We start from the raw sequence: 17,818 nt of genomic DNA on the forward strand, positions 1-17,818 counted from the left end.
GTGGGACCGCTCCCGGTCCGCGGGGCCCGTCAGGCCCGGCACGGACGGCTCAGCCCTTGATCGCACCGGTGAGGACGCCGGTACGCAGGTGCTTCTGCACGAACGGGTACACGATCACCAGTGGTACCAGGGTGAGGACCACGACCGCCATCTGCAGCGACAGCGGTGCGGTCTGCACATGGGTCTCTCCGAAGCCGGAGTTGACCGAACCGGGCAGGCCGTTGGCCCGGTTGACGTAGGTGAGCAGTACGTACTGCAGCGGCCACTTCTGACTGTCCGTCGGCATGTAGAGCATGACGTTGAAGAAGGAGTTCCAGTACCCGACCGCGTAGAACAGCGCGGTGACGGCGGTGACGGCGCGTGAGGTGGGCAGGACGACGGACCACAGGATGCGCCACTCCCCGGCGCCGTCCATCCGGGCCGCGTCGATCAGTTCGGAGGAGGTCTCCTGGTAGAAGGCGCGCAGCACCAGGATGTTGAAGACGGAGACCGCGCTCGGCAGGATCAGGGACCACCACTGGCCGTAGCCGCCGAGGCCGGTGACGACCAGGAAGCCGGGGATCAGGCCGCCGCTGATGAACATCGTGGTGATCAGCAGCAGCAGGACGAAGCGGTGCCCGAGGGAGCGCGGCCGGGAGAGGCCGTAGGCGCACAGGACGGAGACGGCCATGGACAGCGCGGTGCCGACCACGGTGATGCCCAGGCTCACCCCCAGCGCGGTGACGACCGTCGGGTCGCTGAGCATCTGGTGGTACGTCGCGGTGGTCAGGCCGTCCGGCCAGATCACCAGGCCGCCGGCCCGGTTGATGGCGCCGGGTGTGGAGAAGCTGGTGAGGATGATGACCCAGAGCGGGACCAGGATGACGGCGAGCGTCCCGCCGAGCGTGAGCCCCTTGGCGGCCTGGCCGACGGCGGTGGGCGGCTCCTCCCACGGTGGGCGGGCGGAGCCGGCCCGGCGGCGGGCGGCCGCCGCCGGGCGGCGCTTCTCGCGGCGCGAAGCCATGGTGAGTGCGTTGGTCATGTGCGGTACAGCCCGTCCTCGCCGAAGGCGTGCGCCAGCCGGTTGGCACCCCAGACGAGCAGCAGCGAGACCGCGCTCTTGAAGAGCCCGGCCGCCGCGCCGTAGCTGTAGCCGCCGGTGGAGATGCCGTAGTAGAAGGAGAAGGTGTCCAGGACGTCCGCGGCCTCGTGGCCGACGGCGTCGCGCTGGACCAGGAACTGCTCGAAGCCCACGGACAGGGCGTTGCCGAGCCGCAGGACCAGCATCAGCACGATCACCCCGCGCAGTCCCGGCAGCGTGATGTGCCACATCCGCCGGAGCCGGCCGGCGCCGTCCGCCGCCGCTGCCTCGTACAGCTCGCTGTTGATCGCGCTCAGCGCCGCGAGGAAGACGATGATCCCCCAGCCCGCCTCCTTCCAGATCGCCTGGGAGGTGACCAGCAGCGCGAAGGTGTGCGGGTTGGTCATGATGTCCCAGGTGCCGATGTCGTGCTGGCGCAGGAACTGGTTGAGCACGCCGGCACCGCCCAGCATCTGCTGGAAGATCGTGACCGCCAGCACCCACGAGAAGAAGTGCGGCAGGTAGACCACGGACTGGAAGACGTTGCGGATCCGTTCGCTGATCACCGAGTTGAGCAGCAGGGCCAGGGCGATGGGGATTGGGAAGAACAGGATCAGCTGGACGAAGCTGAGGTACAGCGTGTTCTTCATCGAGGCCCAGAACGCCGGGTCGCCGAACAGCTGCTGGAACTGGTCGAAGCCGACCCATTCGCTGTGCCAGACCCCGACCAGCGGGTCGTACTCCTGGAAGGCGGTGACGATGCCGAACAGCGGGACGTAGTTGAACACCAGGAGCAGGACGACCGCGGGCACCGTCATCAGCAGGAGGGACCTGTCGCGCCGCAGCCTGGTCCGCCAGCCGAGCCGCGCGGGGCCCGCCGGGCGCTTCGGGGCCGCGGTGCTCACCGGCCGGTGCCGTACTTGTCGAGGACGTTGTCGGTCATCCACTGCTTGAGCCGCTCCCCGGGGCCGGAGCGCCAGCCGGCGATGGCGTCCTGCACGTCGGAGACCTTCTTCTTGCCGTGGTAGCAGTCCTTGATGGTGTCGTTGACGCTCTGCGCGGCCGAGGCTGTGGCGAGGGCCGGCGGCATGCTGAAGTTCATGCCCCAGAAGGGCGGCTTGGTGAGGTACTTGACGTTGGCGGCGGACCAGGACGTGTAGTCCTTGGTGACCTGGTCGCCGCCCGGGTTGCTGATCACGGAGCCGGGAGCGGCCAGGAACGGGAAGGTCGTCGCCTGGACGTCCTTCTTGCCCTCCTCGGTGAAGGTCGGCACGCCGTTCACCCGGGTGTGGTGGACGCCCTCGACACCGTAGTTGACCAGGGTGTACTCGGCCGTGCCGTAGGGGGCGGCGAGGTAGTTCGCGACGGCGAGGAGTTCCTCGATCTGCGCGGGCTTCAGATCGGCGTTGAGGTAGCTGATCATGCTGGCGGCCGCGCCCAGGTAGATCACCGGCGTGCCCTTGCCGTCGGCGGTGACGGCGTTGAACGCGCCGCGTCGGTAGTTCGGGTCCGCGGCGGCGCCGGACTGGTGGTCGGCCAGGTTCCAGGCGCCCAGTCCGCCGCCCCCGATGAGCACCTTGCCGCTGTAGAAGCGGGTGGCTCCGTTGGCGACGTCACCGGCGAGGGTGTCCGGGTGCATGTAGCCCGCGGTGGCCAGGCGGTAGTGCCAGTCGAGGGCCTCCAGGAACTCCTGGGTCTCGAACGGGTGGACCAGCTTGCCGTTGTCGACCTTCCAGTTCATGGGAACGCCCCAGGAGAACTGGAGGTAGGTCCACACGTCGTCGAAGGCCCACACGCCCCGCTTGGCATCGGTCAGTTCCTTGCCGATGTTCATCAGGTCGTCGGCGGAGGTGACCTGGTCGGCCGTGATGCCGCGGGCATCGAGGATGTCCCGGCGGTAGAAGGTGGCTCCGGGGATGCCGAAGCTGCTGGAGAAGCAGGGGATCCCGTAGAGCTTGTCGCCCCAGACCCCCATCTGCCAGGCACCGCTGGGGAGGGCGGCCAGGTTGGGGTACTTCTTGGCGTTGTCGCCGGACAGGTACGGGGTCAGGTCCGCGAGCTGGGTGCCGACCAGCCCGCCGGTGTTGAAGTTGGCGTTCAGCCAGGACGGCAGGTTGATCCAGTCCGGCAGCTTCTTGGCGGCGGTCATCGTCGGGATGATGGTGCTGTAGTTGATCCCGTCCGCCGGTTTCATGGTCAGCTCGACCCCGAGCGCCTTGTCCATCGCCTGGTAGAAGGAGTTGCCGACCGGCGGGGCGGTGCCCCACAGCGGGGTGACCGCCGTGTAGCTGCCGCCCCTGCCCGGAACGCCGGACACGGTGGCGGGCGGGGACGCCGGGTAGGAGAGGTAGCCCGCGTCGGTCGCGACGTCGGATCCGCCCTGCACAGGGGCTATGTCCGGCTTGACCGCGTTGGCGTTCGGCGCGTAGGTCGGCAGGGCCGCCCTCAGGCCCTCCTTGGTGTTCGCGCCGGCCTTCCTGGTCGAGCCGCCGCCGCAGGCGGACAGCAGGGGCGCCATCGCGGCGGCTCCGGCGACCGTGGCGGCGGTACTCAGAAAGCTCCTGCGGTTCAGCCCGGATCTCATGGTGGCGTGGCCCCTCTCCGTCGAAGCACAGTCGAAGCACAGTCGAGGCACCAAAGCGTCGAAGCGCTTGGATGTTTCGGCGAGACTAACGACGCGTTACTGGTTGAGCAAGAGTCTGAACAAATGCAAAATCGGTTGTTTCCAGGGGAGTTGACAGTCCTTCCGAGGCGTGCCAGCGTCGAAGCGCTTCGATGTACAACCACCCGAGCCCAGCCCGTCCGAGGGGTGCCCCACGTGAGTTCCGTGCCCGCGTCCGCAGCCGGCCTGCCCGACTTCCGCAACCCCACGCTGCCCCTGCGCCGGCGTGCCGACGACCTGCTCCACCGGCTCACGCTCGACGAACGGCTCGCGATGCTGCACCAGTACGCGCCGGCCGTCCCGCGCCTGGGCGTGGCCCCCTTCCGCACCGGCAGCGAGGGCCTGCACGGCGTCTCCTGGCTCGGCCCGGCAACGGTCTTCCCGCAGGCCGTCGGCCTCGGCGCCAGCTGGGACGAGGACCTGGTGCGCGAGGTCGCCGAGGCCGTCTCGACCGAGCTGCGGGCCTTCCACTACCACCGCCCGCCGGCGATCGGCTCCCCCGAGCGCGGCCCCCACTCCCTCCAGGCCTGGGCCCCCGTGCTCAACCTGCTGCGCGACCCGCGCTGGGGACGCAACGAGGAGGCCTACTCCGAGGACCCGGTGCACACCGCGCGGGTCGGCGAGGCATTCTGCAACGGCCTCACCGGCGACCACCCGACCTACCTGCGGACCGCCCCGGTGCTCAAGCACTTCCTCGCCTACAACAACGAGGACGACCGCTGCACCACCTCCTCCGGACTGCGCCCACGCGTCCTCCAGGAGTACGACCTCGCCGCCTTCCGGCCCGTCATCGCCTCCGGCGCCGCGACCGGCGCGATGGCCGCCTACAACCTGGTCAACGGCCGCCCCTGCCACGTCAGTCCGCTGATCGAGGCGGAACTGCGCCGCTGGGCCCGGCCGACCGGCCACGAGCTGTTCGTGGTCAGCGACGCCGAGGCCCCCTCCAACCTGGTCGACCCGGAGCACTACTTCGACGACCACGCCGAGTCCCACGCGGCCGCGCTCAAGGCCGGCATCGACAGCTTCACCGACCACGGCGAGGACACCGAGATCCCGGTCGGCCGCCTTCGCGAGGCGCTGAAGCGCGGCCTGATCGACGAGGCCGACGTGGACCGCGCCGTCCGGCGCCAGCTCGAACTGCGCTTCCGCCTCGGCGAGTTCGACCCCGAGCTGGACCCGTACGCCGGCACCGGCCCCGAGGTGATCGACAGCCCCGGGCACCGCTCGCTGGCCCGGCAGGCCGCGACCGAGTCGACCGTGCTGCTCAAGAACGACGGCCTGCTGCCGCTCGACCCGGCCCACGCGCCGCGGATCGCCGTCATCGGCCCGCTCGCCGACACCCTCTTCGAGGACTGGTACAGCGGCACCATGCCGTACCGGGTGAGCATCGCCGACGGACTGGCCGAGACCCTCGGCGCCCACGGTGGCGAGGTGCTTCCGGTGGAGGGCTCCGACCGGATCACCCTGCGCTCGCGCACCACGGGTGAGCTGCTCGGCACGTCCGCCTTCGACGTGACCGACTGGGGCGGCGGCGCCTCCACCCTGCGCGCCGCCGACACCGGCCGCTACCTGAGCCTCCAGGACGACGACGCGCTGGCGGCCGGCCAGGACGTCATCAAGAGCTGGTTCGTCAAGGAGACCTTCCGGCTCGAACCGGCCGGCCCCGGCACCGTGCTGCTGCGCTCGGTGTTCACCGCACGCTACGCCGCCGTCGACCCGCTCGACGGCCGGGTGAGCGTCACCGCCGAGAGCGCGGAGGACGCCGAACACTGGCAGCGCGAGCTGGTTCGCGACGGCGCCGCCGAGGCCCGGGCCGCCGCCGGGGCGGCGGACTTCGCCGTGGTCGTCCTCGGCAACCACCCGATGATCAACGGCCGCGAGACCGAGGACCGCGCGGACATCGACCTGCCCGAGGGGCAGGAGGAACTGCTGCGCGCCGTCGCGGCCGTCCGCCCGGACACCGCCCTGGTCGTGATGAGCAGCTACCCCTACGCCCTCGACTGGGCCGACGAACACCTGCCCGCCGTGGTGTGGACCTCCCACGGCGGGCAGGAAACAGGCCGCGCGCTGGCCGCCGTACTGCTCGGCGAGGCCGAACCGGCCGGCCGCCTGCCGCAGACCTGGTACCGGGGCGACGACCCGCTGCCCGCCCCGCTCGACTACGACATCATCAAGGCCGGCTGGACCTACCAGTACCACCGCTCCGACCCGCTCTACTCCTTCGGCCACGGGCTCTCCTACACCGACTTCGGCTACCGCGACCTGCGGCTGTCGCAGCCGTCGATCGGCCGGGACGACGCGGTCGACGTCACCGTCACCCTGGAGAACGGGGGAGCGCGGCCCGGCAGCGAGGTGGTCCAGCTCTACGTCCGCGCCCTGGACGCCCGTTACGAGGCGCCCCGGCTGCGCCTGGCCGACTTCCGCAAGGTCCGGCTGGAGCCGGGGCGGAGCCGCGAGCTGACGTTCCGGCTGCCGGCCGAGCAACTCGCCCACTGGTCGGTCGCCACCGGCGCCTTCGTCGTCGACCCGGGCCGCTACGAGGTGATCGTCGCCCGCAGCGCCGACCACCCGGTGCTCACCGCGCCGCTCACCGTGACCGGGGCGCCCGCCGCACCCCGGGCGGGCGTCGACCAGCGGATCCTGGCCGTCGACTTCGACGACTACGAGGACGCCACCATCGTCGACGCCACCCGCTCCGAGGGGGACGCCGTCACGCCCACCGATCCGGCGCAGCCCGCGACGCTCCTGTTCCGCGAGGTCGATCTCTCCGGCGCCCGCGCGATCGAGGTCGAGACCGCCCGCGAGGGCGTCGGCACCGGTGGGGCGCGGCTCGAAGTCCGGTCGGGCGACCGGGTGCTGGCCGCGATCGACGTGCCCGTGACCGGCGACCGGTACGCCTGGACCAGCACCACCGCCGAACTCGCCGCCCCGCTCCACGGCGTGTACGACCTGAGCCTGACCCTGCACGGCGACTTCCGGCTCACCGCCTACCGCTTCGCCGCGGCCGGCTGAGGACTGCCGCCCCCTCCCCTTCCGGTTCCCCGGCCGGGTCGGACCGCCCGCCGCCGCATCCGTTCCGACCCCGCCGCAGTCACCCGCCGCCCGGAGGCCGCCCGCGTGTCACTGCTCACGCCCCACCACCCGACCTCGAACCCGCACCACCCGGAGGAAGCACCCATGCCGTCCACCGACTTCGGAGTCGACGAACTCGGCGACTACCAGCCCGAGTCGACCATCCCGCGGGACTTCGACCAGTTCTGGCGGCGCACCCTCGCCGAGGCCCGCTCGCACAGCGGGGCGGTCAAGGCCGAACGCGTCACCGCGCGGCACGGACTGCGCACCGTCGAGGTGGACGACGTACGGTTCCCGGGCTGGAACGGCGAGCCGGTGGCCGCCTGGCTGCTGCGCCCGCGCGGCGCCCAGGGCCCGCTGCCGGTCGTCGTCAGCTACATCGGCTACTCCGGAGGCCGGGGGCTGCCCACCGAGCACCTGTTCTGGTCCGCCGCCGGCTACGCCCAACTCGTCGTGGACAGCCGGGGACAGGGCCACGACACCCCGGACCGGGCCACGGGCGACGGCACCCAGTGGGTCGGGGGCTTCATGACCCTCGGCATCGACTCCCCGGAGAACTACTACTACCGGCGCCTGATGACCGACTGCGTGCGGGCCGTGGACGCCGTCACGGAGCTGCCCGGTCTCGACGCCGACCGGATCGTCCTGGCCGGCGGCAGCCAGGGCGGCGGCCTGGCCCTCGCCACCGCCGGGCTCACCGGGGAGCGGGTGGCCGCGGTGATGCCCGACGTCCCGTTCCTGTGCCACTACCGCGAGGCCGCGCAGCTCGCCCTGGACGGGCCCTACCAGGAGCTCGTCAGCTACCTGCGCTGGCACAGCCGGCACCGGGTGCAGCCCACCTTCGCCACCCTGGCCTACTTCGACGGCGTCAACTTCGCCCAACGGGCCACCGCACCGGCCCTGTTCAGCGTCGGCCTGATGGACCCGGTCTGCCCGCCCCGGACGGTCTACGCCGCCTACAACCACTACGCGGGCGAGGACCGCACCATGACCGTCTGGCCGTTCGCCGACCACGCCGGCGGCTGCGGCTCCAACCCGCCCGTCCAACTGTCCTGGCTGCGCGAGCGCGGGCTGGCGCCGCAGCTGTGACCCGGCCTGGTCCGCGTCGACCACGACACCCTGACCCGAACCCCCAAGGACAGCTACCACTGGTACCGGGGCCTGATCACCGCGCGCCGCGCGCGGACGGAGGAACCTGCCCGATGAAGTTCACCGACGGCTACTGGCTGATGCGCCCGGGCGTCACCGCGCGCTACGCCACCGAGGTCGCCGACGTCCGCGCCGATGAGCAACGGCTGACCCTCTACGCGCCCGTCAAGCACGTGCGCGGCCGCGGTGACACGCTCAACAGCCCGCTGCTGACGGTCGAGTGCTGGTCCCCGGCCGAGGGCGTGATCGGGGTGCGCACCACCCACCACGCCGGCTCGGTGCGGCGCGGGCCCGAGTTCGCGCTGCCCGGCGCCGAGCAGGGCAGCGGGAAGGTGCGCCGGGACGGCGACGTGGTCGAGCTCAGCGCCGGCGAACTGACCCTGCGGGTCGACACCGCCCAGCCGTGGCAGCTGGAGTTCACCGCCGACGGCCGGGTGCTGACCACGGCGGGCGAGCGCGGCACCGGCTTCGTCACCGACGCCGACGGCCGCCACCACATGCTCGGCCGGCTCGCCCTCGGCGTCGGTGAGCTGGTCTACGGCCTGGGGGAGCGGTTCACCCCGTTCGTCCGCAACGGCCAGGTGGTGGACATCTGGCAGGCGGACGGCGGCACCAGCAGCGAACAGGCGTACAAGAACGTGCCGTTCCACCTGACCAACCGGGGCTACGGCGTCTTCGTCAACCACCCCGGCAAGGTCGGCTACGAGATCGGCTCCGAGGCCGTCGGCCAGGTGCAGTTCAGCGTCGAGGACCAGTCGCTGGAGTACTTCATCGTCCACGGCCCCACCCCCAAGCGGATCCTGGAGCGCTACACCGCCCTCACCGGCCGCCCCGCGCTGCCCCCGGCCTGGGCGCTCGGCCTGTGGCTGACCACCTCCTTCACCACGGACTACGACGAGGCCACCGTCAACCGCTTCGTCGGCGGCATGGCCGAGCGCGGCATCCCGCTGAGCGTCTTCCACCTCGACTGCTTCTGGATGCGCGAGTACCAGTGGTGCGACTTCGCGTGGGACGAGGACACCTTCCCGGACCCGGCCGGCATGCTGGCCCGGCTCAAGCGGCAGGGGCTGCGGATCTCCGCCTGGATCAACCCGTACATCGCGCAGAAGTCGCAGCTGTTCGCCGAGGGCATGCGCGAGGGCTACCTGGTGCGCCGCCCGGACGGCACCGTCTGGCAGTGGGACCTGTGGCAGCCGGGCATGGCCCTGGTGGACTTCACCAACCCCGCCGCCCGGGACTGGTACACCGGCAAGCTGCGCACCCTGCTGGACATCGGCGTGGACTGCTTCAAGACCGACTTCGGCGAGCGCATCCCCACCGACGTGCTCTGGCACGACGGCTCCGACCCGGAGCGGATGCACAACTACTACACCCAGCTGTACAACCAGGCCGTGTTCGAGCTGCTCCGCCAGGAGCGCGGGGAGGGGGAGGCGCTGCTGTTCGCCCGGTCCGCCACCGCGGGCGGCCAGCAGTACCCCGTGCACTGGGGCGGCGACTGCGAATCGCACTTCAACGCGATGGCGGAGTCGCTGCGCGGGGGCCTGTCCCTCGGCCTGTCCGGCTTCGGCTTCTGGAGCCACGACATCGGCGGCTTCGAGGGCACCCCGACCCCCGCGGTCTTCAAGCGCTGGACCCAGTTCGGCCTGCTCTCCTCGCACAGCCGGCTGCACGGCAGCAAGTCCTACCGGGTGCCGTGGGAGTTCGGCGAGGAGGCCGTCAAGGTCACCCGCGAGTTCACCCTGCTCAAGCACCGCCTGGCGCCCTACCTCCAGCACGCCGCCCAGCAGGCCCACGCCACCGGCCTCCCGGTGATGCGCGCGATGGTGCTGGAGTTCCCGGACGACCCGGCCGCCGCCACGCTCGACCGGCAGTACCTGCTGGGCGACGACCTGCTCGTCGCCCCGGTCTTCACCGAGGACGGCACGGTCGAGTACTACGTGCCCGAGGGGACGTGGACCAACATCCTGACCGGCGACCAGATCACCGGCCCGCGCTGGGTGCGCGAACGGCACGGCTTCCACACCCTGCCGCTGCTCGCCCGCCCGGACTCCGTCGTCCCGCTCGGCGCGGACGACCAACGCCCGGTCTCCGCCTGGGCCGAGGGCGTCGAACTGCGGGTGCACGCCTTCGCCGACGGCGCCGAGCGCACCGCCGTGATCCCGCGCACCGACGGCCCCGGCGAGAGCGCCCGCTTCCAGCTGCGGCGCACGGGCGACCGGCTCCGGGTGACCACCGACAGCCCGCACCCCTGGCAGCTGCGGATCGGCGGCCCGGACGGCGCCCTGCACGTCAGCCCGGCCGGCACCTTCGAGGCCGAACTGCCCTACCCGGCCTGAGGCCGGCCCCCGGACGCGAGGTCCCGGGCGCCACCGCAAGGGCGCGCGGGCCCCGCGCTTCCTCCTCCCGGCACCCGGAGGCGCACTCGGGCGCCGGCCCGCACACACCCGCCACCGGAGAAGGAAGAAAGAGGAATCACCCTTGCCCTACAGCATCCGCGCGGGCGGCCTGGAACGGCACACCGCCGCAGAGGTCCTGCGCATCGAGCCCTGGGGGCCGGACGCCGTCCGGGTGCGGGCCTCGGCCGGGACCATCGACCCCGCCGCCCCCGGCGCGCTGGCGAGCCCCCCGCCCTCGCCGCCCGCCGAAACGTCCGTGGCGGACGACGGCCGTGCCCGCCTGGTCAACGGCCGCATCGCCGTCGAGGCGTCGGCGGACGGCCGGCTGACGTTCCGCCACACCGGGTCGGGCCGCGAACTCCTCGCCGAGCGCAGCCCGCACGCACATCACGCCGGCTCCCGCCGCCACGCGGCGGGCGGCCGGACGGAACAGTCCTTCGAGGCCTACGACGGTGAACGGCTGCACGGCCTGGGGCAGCACCCGCACGGGCGGCTGGACCAGAAGGGCTGTGTGATCGACCTCGTCCAGGCCAACACCGTGGCGGCGATCCCCTTCCTGCACTCCTCGCGCGGCTACGGACTGCTCTGGAACAACCCCGCCACGGGCCGCGTCGACCTGGGCGCCGACACCACCCGGTGGACCGCCGACGCCGGCGGGCGCATCGACTACTGGATCACCGCCGGCGACACCCCGGCCCGGATCCTGGATTCCTACACCCGGGCCACCGGCCGACCGCCCCTGCTCCCCGACTGGGCCTCAGGCTTCTGGCAGTCGAAGCTGCGCTACCGTACCCAGGACGAACTCCTGGCGGTGGCAAGGGAGTACAAGGAGCGGGGACTGCCGCTGTCGGTCATCGTCTGTGACTTCTTCCACTGGCCGAGGATGGGCGACTGGCGCTTCGAGGAGCGGGAGTGGCCCGATCCCGCCGCCATGGTCAAGGAGCTGACGGACCTCGGGGTGAGACTCGCCGTCTCGGTGTGGCCCACCGTCGAGCCCGGCAGCGACACCTACGACGGGTTGCGCCTGGCCGGGCACCTCGTCCGGGACGCCGACGGCGGCCTGCTCACCTACCCGTGGCCGTCCCGGTACGGCGGGGACGCGCTGATCCGCCCCATGGCGTACTACGACGCGACCCACCCCGGCGCACGCGCCGCACTGTGGCAGCGGCTGAGCGACAACTACCGTTCGCCGGGCGTGGCGTGCTTCTGGCTGGACGCCTGCGAACCCGACCTTCCCCCTGACCGCGCCGAGCGCGCCGTCTACGCGGCCGGGCCGGCGGCCGAGGCCGCGAACCTCTACCCGCTGGAGCACGTCCGGGGAGTCGCCGACGGCCTGCGCGCGGCGGGCGAGGACCGGCCGCTGTCGCTGGTCCGCTCCGCCTGGGCGGGCAGTCAGGCCCACGGGGCCCTGCTGTGGTCCGGCGACATCCCGACGACCTTCGACTCCCTCGGGCGCCAGATCAGGGCGGGCCTGAACGTCGCGATGAGCGGCATCCCGTGGTGGAACACCGACATCGGCGGCTTCTTCGGCGGCGACCCGGACGACCCGGCGTACCGCGAGCTGCTGATCCGGTGGTTCCAGTACGGCACCTTCACTCCCGTCATGCGGCTGCACGGGGACCGGGAGCCCAACCACCCCGCCTTCGCCACGGACATGACCGGCGGGCCGAACGAGGTCTGGTCGTACGGGGAGGAGGCGTACGCCATCCTGCGCGAGCACCTGGTGCTGCGCGAGCGCCTGCGCCCGTACCTGAGCAGGCTGTCCGAGGACGCCCACCGCACCGGCGCCCCGCCGATGCGCCCGCTGTTCTTCGACTTCCCCGAGGACGAGCGCGCCTGGGAGACGGACGACCAGTTCCTGCTCGGCCCCGATGTCCTGGTGGCACCCGTCTACGAGGCGGGCGCCCGGGCCCGCCGGGTGTACCTGCCGTCCGGCGCCCGCTGGCTCGACCCGGTCACCGGGCGCCTGCTGGAGGGCGGTACGACGCTCGACGCCGAAGCCCCGCTGGAACGCATCCCGGTCTTCGTCCGGGAAGGTGCGGACGTCGCGGCCAGGCTCGGCTGATCCCCGCCGAAGCCCCTCCCCGCAGGGCGGAAGCGACCGCACGGCCTCTGCGCCGCACGGCCGCCGTGCTGCCAGGGTGTAGCTCGGCGCCCGCCGGGCACCGCACCAGGACCCACCCCTGACGAGGACGACATGACTGAATCGAACGTCATCGTGCTGACGGCCGGCGATGCGGCCCTCGCGCTCGACACCGCCGGCCCCGGGCTGCCCCGCGTGCTGCACTGGGGCGTCGATCCCGGCTTCCGCGCCGGTGACGCCGCGCAGGTGCTCGACGCCATGGGCCGCGGCCCGGGCCACCGGGCCGGGAGTCTGATGCCCTTCCAGGGGCAGGGCTGGTTCGGACGGCCGGCCCTGGCCGGGCACCGCGACGGCCGGGTCCGCCCCCTGCGGTTCGAGCTCGCCGAACCGGTCAGCGCACGCGCCCGGGACGGCCGGGGCGGTGTCGTCCACGTGCGCGCCCTGGACCGTGGCGCGGGGCTCGCACTGGACACCGAGCTGGAGATGACGGCGCACGGCGTGGTACGGCTACGCCACGCCCTGACCAACACGGCGACCGACGCCTACACGCTGGACGGACTGGTGTGCGTGCTGCCGGTACCCGCCCACGCCGCGGAACTGCTGGACTTCGCCGGCCGCTGGGCCCGTGAGCGCTCCCCGCAGCGCGCCCCGCTGCGCCAGGGCGTGTGGTCGAGGGAGAACCGCCGTGGCCGGACCGGCTTCGACGCCGGGCTGCTGCTCGCCGGCACCGAGGGCTTCGGCTTCCGGCACGGCCAGGTCTGGGGCGTGCACTCCGCCTGGAGCGGCAACCACGTCCAGTACGCCGAGCGGCTGGCCGACGGTACGACGGTCCTCGGCGGCGGCGAACTGCTGGACGCGGGTGAGATCCGGCTGGCGGAGGGCGGGTCCTACCGGACCCCGTGGGTGTACTTCGCGACCTCCGGCACAGGTCTGGACGGGATCAGCCGCGGCTTCCACGACATGCTCCGAGACCGGCCCCGCCACCCGTCCACCGCGCGGCCGGTCACCTTGAACATCTGGGAGGCGGTCTACTTCGACCACGACCCCGAGCGGGTGCGCGCCCTCGCCGACACCGCGGCGACGGTCGGCGTGGAGCGGTTCGTCGTGGACGACGGCTGGTTCCGGCACCGCCGCCACGACCGGGCCGGCCTCGGCGACTGGTACGTCGACCAGGAGGTGTGGCCCGACGGGCTCGGCCCGATCGCCGACCACGTCCACGGCCTCGGCATGCAGTTCGGTCTCTGGTTCGAGCCCGAGATGGTCAACCCCGACTCCGACCTGGCCCGCGCCCACCCCGACTGGTTCCTCGCCGATGCCGAGCGCCTCCCGTTCGAGCAGCGCAACCAGCACGTCCTGGACGTCGCGCACCCCGACGCCTTCGCCCACCTGCTGGAGCGGATCAGCACCCTGGTCGGGGACGTGGGCATCGACTACCTCAAGTGGGACCACAACCGCGACCTGGCCGACGCCGTCCACGAGGGCCGGCCCGGCGTGCACGCGCAGACGACGGCGGTCTACCGACTCCTGGACGAGCTGCGCGACCGTCACCCCGGGCTGGAGATCGAGTCCTGCTCCTCCGGCGGGGCCCGCGCCGACCTCGGCATCCTGGAGCGGACGGACCGGATCTGGGGATCGGACAACATCGACCCGATCGAACGCCAGGCCATCCAGCGCTGGACCGGTCTCCTCCTGCCCTACGAGCTGATCGGCTCCCACGTCGGCTCCTCCCCCGCCCACATCAGCCGCCGCGACACCACGCTCGCCTTCCGCTGCGCCACCGCCCTGTTCGGCCACGCCGGCATCGAGTCCGACCTCGCGAGGTGGTCACCGGAGGACCTGACCGCGCTCACCGCGTGGGTCAGCGCCTACAAGCAGCTGCGGCCGCTGCTCCACGGCGGCGACGTCGTCCGCACCGACCACCCCGACCCGGCTGCCTGGGTCCACGGCGTCGTCTCCCGTGACCGGACCCACGCCGTCTTCGCCTACGTCCAGCTGGACACCTCCGTCGCCGAGAACGGCGCGCCCGTACGCCTGCCGGGCCTGGAGCCCACGACCCGCTACGCCCTGCGGGTACGCCCCGAACTCTCCGCCCCCGAGCACACCTGGCCCGCCTGGGCGCGGCGTACGACCGCGCTCACCCTGACCGGCCGGTACCTCGCCGAGGTCGGCCTCGCCGCCCCGGGCCTGACCAACCACCCCGGCCACGCACTGGTGGTCGAAGCCCAGGCACAGCCACCCGCCTCGCGGGGGTGAACCCACGACGGAGCGAGCCGGGTCGTGCCATCCGCACGGCCCGGCTCGGTCGCGGATGCGGTCAGCGGGCGCCGAGGAGGTGTTCGAGGGCCAGCTGGTCCAGCTGCTCGAAGGCCATGCCGCGCCGGGCGGCTGCGTCGACGTCGAACTCCTCGAACGCGGAGCGGTCCGCCAGCAGTGCGGCCAGGCCGTCCTGCGCGGTGGGGAGGGCGAGTTCGGGCAGCCGGGAGGCGGCGAGCGCAGACCGGACCTCCGGGTCGGCCCGGAAGGCGCGGGAACGCTCCGCCAGCAGCAGGTAGTTGCGCATGCAGGCCGCCGCCGAGGCCCAGACGCCGTCGAGGTCCTCGGTGCGCGGCGGCTTGAAGTCGAAGTGCCGGGGGCCGTCGTAGCCGGCCGTCTCCAGCAGGTCGACCAGCCAGAAGGCCTGTCGGAGGTCGCCCGCGCCGAAGCGCAGGTCCTGGTCGTACTTGATGCCGGACTGGCCGTTGAGGTCGATGTGGAACAGCTTGCCGTGCCACAGGGCCTGGGCGATGCCGTGCGGGAAGTTGAGCCCGGCCATCTGCTCGTGGCCGACCTCGGGGTTGAGGCCGACCCGGTCGGGGCGCTCCAACTCGTTGATGAACGCCAGGGCGTGGCCGACCGTGGGCAGCAGGATGTCCCCGCGCGGCTCGTTCGGCTTGGGCTCGATCGCGAAGCGCAGGTCGTAGCCCTGCTGCTCGACGTACTCGCCCAGCAGGTCGAAGGCCTCCTTCAACCGGTCCAGCGCGGTGCGCACGTCCTTGGCCGCGCCGGACTCGGCGCCCTCCCGCCCGCCCCAGGCGACGTAGACCGAGGCGCCGAGCTCCACGGCCAGGTCGATGTTGCGGATCGTCTTGCGCAGCGCGTAGCGGCGTACGTCGCGGTCGTTGGCGGTGAAGGCGCCGTCCTTGAAGACCGGGTGGGTGAACAGGTTGGTGGTCGCCATCGGGACCGTCAGCCCGGCGGCGTCCAGCGCGGCGCGGAAGCGCTTGACGCTCTGCTCGCGGGTGGCGTCGCCCGCGCCGAAGGGGATCAGGTCGTCGTCGTGGAAGGTGACGCCGTAGGCGCCGAGTTCCGCCAGCCGCTGCACGGTCTCGACCGGGTCGAGGGCCGGGCGGGTGGCGTCGCCGAAGGGGTCGCGCCCCTGCCAGCCGACGGTCCACAGACCGAAGGTGAACTTGTGCGCGGGGGTGGGGGTGAGGGCGTCGCTGGACATGGAGCGGCTCCGGATCTGTGCCGAGGGGTGTTTGTCAGGACTCTCAACAAATTAGTATGCCGGAACGTCAGAAGTAACCCCCCGCACCGGAGGAACGCATGGCTGAGCAGCGTGTCGTGATCGGCTTCGACAGCTCGACCCAGTCCACGAAGGCGCTCGCCGTCGACATCGACACCGGCGCCGTCCTGGGCCAGGGCCGCGCCCCGCACACCGTCAGCACCGGCGTCGGCCGCGAGAGCGACCCCGAGCAGTGGTGGGAGGCACTCGGGGAGGCCGCGGCGCGAACGGGCTGGGCGGACCGCGCGGCCGCCGTCTCGATCGCCGGCCAGCAGCACGGCCTGGTCACCCTCGACGAGGCCGGAGCGCCCGTCCGCCCGGCACTGCTCTGGAACGACGTCCGATCCGCGCTCCAGGCCGCCGCGTTGAAGGCCGCGCTCGGTGCGGCGGAACTCGCCCGCCGCACCGGCAGCGTGCCGACCGCCGCCTTCACCGCCGCCAAGTGGGCCTGGCTGCGCGCCGAGGAACCCGCCGCCGCCGACCGCGTCGCGGCCGTCCGCCTCCCGCACGACTTCCTGACGGAGCGGCTCACCGGCGAGGCGGTCACCGACCGGGGCGACGCCTCGGGCACCGGCTGGTGGGGGCCGGACGGCTACGACCAGGACGTCCTCGCCCGCCTCGGTCTCGACCCGAAGCTGCTGCCCGAGGTCCTGCCCCCGGGGGCGAGGGCCGGCGTCGTCCGCCCCGGGACGCCGCTGCGCGAGGGCGCGCCGGTGGCCGCCGGCACCGGCGACAACATGGCCGCGGCCCTCGGGCTCGGGCTGCTCCCCGGGCAGCCGGTGCTCAGCCTCGGCACCTCCGGCACCGTCTACGCCGTCGGCCGGACCAGACCAGCGGACCCGACCGGCACCGTCGCGGGCTTCGCCGACGCCCTCGGCCGCTGGCTGCCGCTGGCCTGCACGCTCAACTGCACCCTCGCCGTCGACCGCTTCGCCGTCCTGCTCGGACGCGGCCGTGACGAGGTCGAGGACGGCGGCACCGTCGTCGTCCTGCCCTACCTGGACGGCGAGCGCACACCGGACCTCCCGGGCGCCTCCGGCCTCGTCCACGGACTGCGCCACGACACCACCCCCGGGCAGTTGCTCCAGGCCGCCTACGACGGCGCCGCCCACGCCCTCCTCACCGCCCTGGACGGCGTGCTGCGCGCGGGCGGAGCGGACCCGGCGGGCGACGAGCCGCTGCTGCTGATCGGCGGCGGCGCCCGCGGCCGGGCCTGGCAGCAGACCGTCCGGCGGCTCTCCGGCCGGGCGGTCCAGGTGCCCGACGCCCAGGAGCTGGTCGCGCTCGGCGCCGCCGCCCAGGCCGCCGCCCTCCTCACCGGCGAGCCCGCCGACACCGTGGCGCGCCGCTGGCGGACGGCCCACGGACCGGTGCTGGAGCCGGTGAAGAAGGACGACGACGCACTGACGCGGATCGGGGATACCCTGCGTCGGGCCGGGGCCTTGCAGGGCGCCCCGGCCGGGGACCGGTAGGAGGGACGGCGCGTGACAGTGGTCGGCAGGGCGAGCAGGAGCGCGGAGAACGGGCCCGCGTCGCTGCAGGACATGCGACGGCAGAACCTCGCGGTGGTCCTCGGCGCCGTCGCCGCGCACACCCCGCTCTCCCGCGCGGACGTCGCCGGCCGCGTCGGGCTGACCAGGGCGGCCGTCTCCTCCCTGGTCGACGAGCTGATCGGTCGCGGCGCGGTGACCGAGGCCGTGGCCACCGCCAGCGGACGGGTCGGCCGACCCGGGCGGGCGCTGGCCGTGAGCGGCGAGGGCCCGGCGGGCCTCGGCCTGGAGATCGGCGTCACCCACCTCGGCGCGTGCGTCGTCGACCTGCGCGGCGAGCCGCGGGTGTGGCGCCGGCTGGA

Annotated in this window: 11 protein-coding genes; 7 read left to right on the plus strand and 4 right to left on the minus strand. The window is 72.9% G+C overall.

Going from position 1 to position 17,818, the window contains the following annotated elements:
• Window positions 1-49: 49 nt before the first annotated feature.
• The 3 genes from BG452_RS31190 to BG452_RS31200 are packed head-to-tail and all read right to left on the minus strand — an operon-like array spanning window position 50 to window position 3,578.
• Window positions 50-1,021 (minus strand): carbohydrate ABC transporter permease, encoded by a 972-nt coding sequence (locus BG452_RS31190; protein WP_223242980.1) that lies wholly within the window; start codon window positions 1,019-1,021, stop codon window positions 50-52.
• The gene (locus BG452_RS31195; RefSeq protein ID WP_411293051.1) at window positions 1,018-2,007 is read right to left on the minus strand and encodes an ABC transporter permease; all 990 of its coding nucleotides are present in this window, start codon (window positions 2,005-2,007) and stop codon (window positions 1,018-1,020) included. Before BG452_RS31195 ends, BG452_RS31190 begins: the two co-directional genes overlap by 4 nt.
• Window positions 1,962-3,578: a Tat pathway signal sequence domain protein gene (locus BG452_RS31200; protein WP_188307711.1), complete on the minus strand. Its 1,617-nt coding sequence runs from the start codon at window positions 3,576-3,578 to the stop codon at window positions 1,962-1,964. Before BG452_RS31200 ends, BG452_RS31195 begins: the two co-directional genes overlap by 46 nt.
• A 300-nt stretch (window positions 3,579-3,878) precedes the next feature.
• Between BG452_RS31200 and BG452_RS31205 the strand changes: the two genes are divergently transcribed.
• The 5 genes from BG452_RS31205 (at window position 3,879) to BG452_RS31225 (ending at window position 14,675) form a co-directional block, all read left to right on the plus strand.
• Window positions 3,879-6,734: a glycoside hydrolase family 3 C-terminal domain-containing protein gene (locus BG452_RS31205; protein WP_317621308.1), complete on the plus strand. Its 2,856-nt coding sequence runs from the start codon at window positions 3,879-3,881 to the stop codon at window positions 6,732-6,734.
• Window positions 6,735-6,899: 165 nt separating this feature from the next.
• Entirely contained in the window at window positions 6,900-7,883 is a 984-nt protein-coding gene (locus BG452_RS31210; protein WP_188307713.1) for an acetylxylan esterase, read from the plus strand.
• A 113-nt stretch (window positions 7,884-7,996) separates the two neighbouring features.
• Window positions 7,997-10,279 carry an alpha-xylosidase gene (yicI, locus tag BG452_RS31215; RefSeq protein ID WP_188307714.1) on the plus strand — a complete coding sequence of 761 codons (2,283 nt, stop codon included), beginning with the start codon at window positions 7,997-7,999 and terminating at the stop codon, window positions 10,277-10,279.
• Window positions 10,280-10,421: 142 nt separating this feature from the next.
• Window positions 10,422-12,404 carry a glycoside hydrolase family 31 protein gene (locus tag BG452_RS31220; protein ID WP_188307715.1) on the plus strand — a complete coding sequence of 661 codons (1,983 nt, stop codon included), beginning with the start codon at window positions 10,422-10,424 and terminating at the stop codon, window positions 12,402-12,404.
• A 132-nt stretch (window positions 12,405-12,536) separates the two neighbouring features.
• Window positions 12,537-14,675 carry an alpha-galactosidase gene (locus BG452_RS31225; protein WP_188307716.1) on the plus strand — a complete coding sequence of 713 codons (2,139 nt, stop codon included), beginning with the start codon at window positions 12,537-12,539 and terminating at the stop codon, window positions 14,673-14,675.
• Window positions 14,676-14,736: 61 nt separating this feature from the next.
• Here BG452_RS31225 and xylA read toward each other — a convergent pair whose 3' ends face one another.
• Entirely contained in the window at window positions 14,737-15,909 is a 1,173-nt protein-coding gene (xylA, locus tag BG452_RS31230; protein WP_188307717.1) for a xylose isomerase, read from the minus strand.
• 98 nt (window positions 15,910-16,007) lie between these two features.
• Between xylA and xylB the strand changes: the two genes are divergently transcribed.
• Both xylB and BG452_RS31240 read left to right on the plus strand, forming a co-directional pair.
• Window positions 16,008-17,438 carry a xylulokinase gene (gene xylB / locus BG452_RS31235; RefSeq protein WP_188307718.1) on the plus strand — a complete coding sequence of 477 codons (1,431 nt, stop codon included), beginning with the start codon at window positions 16,008-16,010 and terminating at the stop codon, window positions 17,436-17,438.
• A 72-nt stretch (window positions 17,439-17,510) separates the two neighbouring features.
• Window positions 17,511-17,818, plus strand: a 308-nt coding sequence (locus BG452_RS31240; RefSeq protein WP_317621309.1) for a helix-turn-helix domain-containing protein, incomplete at its 3' end; no start/stop codon positions are given.

The sequence above is a fragment of the Streptomyces sp. CBMA123 genome (assembly GCF_014596465.1).
Taxonomy (GTDB): domain Bacteria; phylum Actinomycetota; class Actinomycetes; order Streptomycetales; family Streptomycetaceae; genus Kitasatospora.

What these genes read in the sequence shown, in the direction of transcription:
- BG452_RS31190 (WP_223242980.1), bottom strand. Translation starts at nt 1,021, where the DNA reads ATGACCAACGCACTCACCATGGCTTCGCGCCGCGAGAAGCGCCGCCCG.
- BG452_RS31200 (WP_188307711.1), bottom strand. Translation starts at nt 3,578, where the DNA reads ATGGCGCCCCTGCTGTCCGCCTGCGGCGGCGGCTCGACCAGGAAGGCC.
- BG452_RS31210 (WP_188307713.1), top strand. Translation starts at nt 6,900, where the DNA reads ATGCCGTCCACCGACTTCGGAGTCGACGAACTCGGCGACTACCAGCCC.
- yicI (WP_188307714.1), top strand. Translation starts at nt 7,997, where the DNA reads ATGAAGTTCACCGACGGCTACTGGCTGATGCGCCCGGGCGTCACCGCG.
- BG452_RS31225 (WP_188307716.1), top strand. Translation starts at nt 12,537, where the DNA reads ATGACTGAATCGAACGTCATCGTGCTGACGGCCGGCGATGCGGCCCTC.
- xylA (WP_188307717.1), bottom strand. Translation starts at nt 15,909, where the DNA reads ATGTCCAGCGACGCCCTCACCCCCACCCCCGCGCACAAGTTCACCTTC.
- xylB (WP_188307718.1), top strand. Translation starts at nt 16,008, where the DNA reads ATGGCTGAGCAGCGTGTCGTGATCGGCTTCGACAGCTCGACCCAGTCC.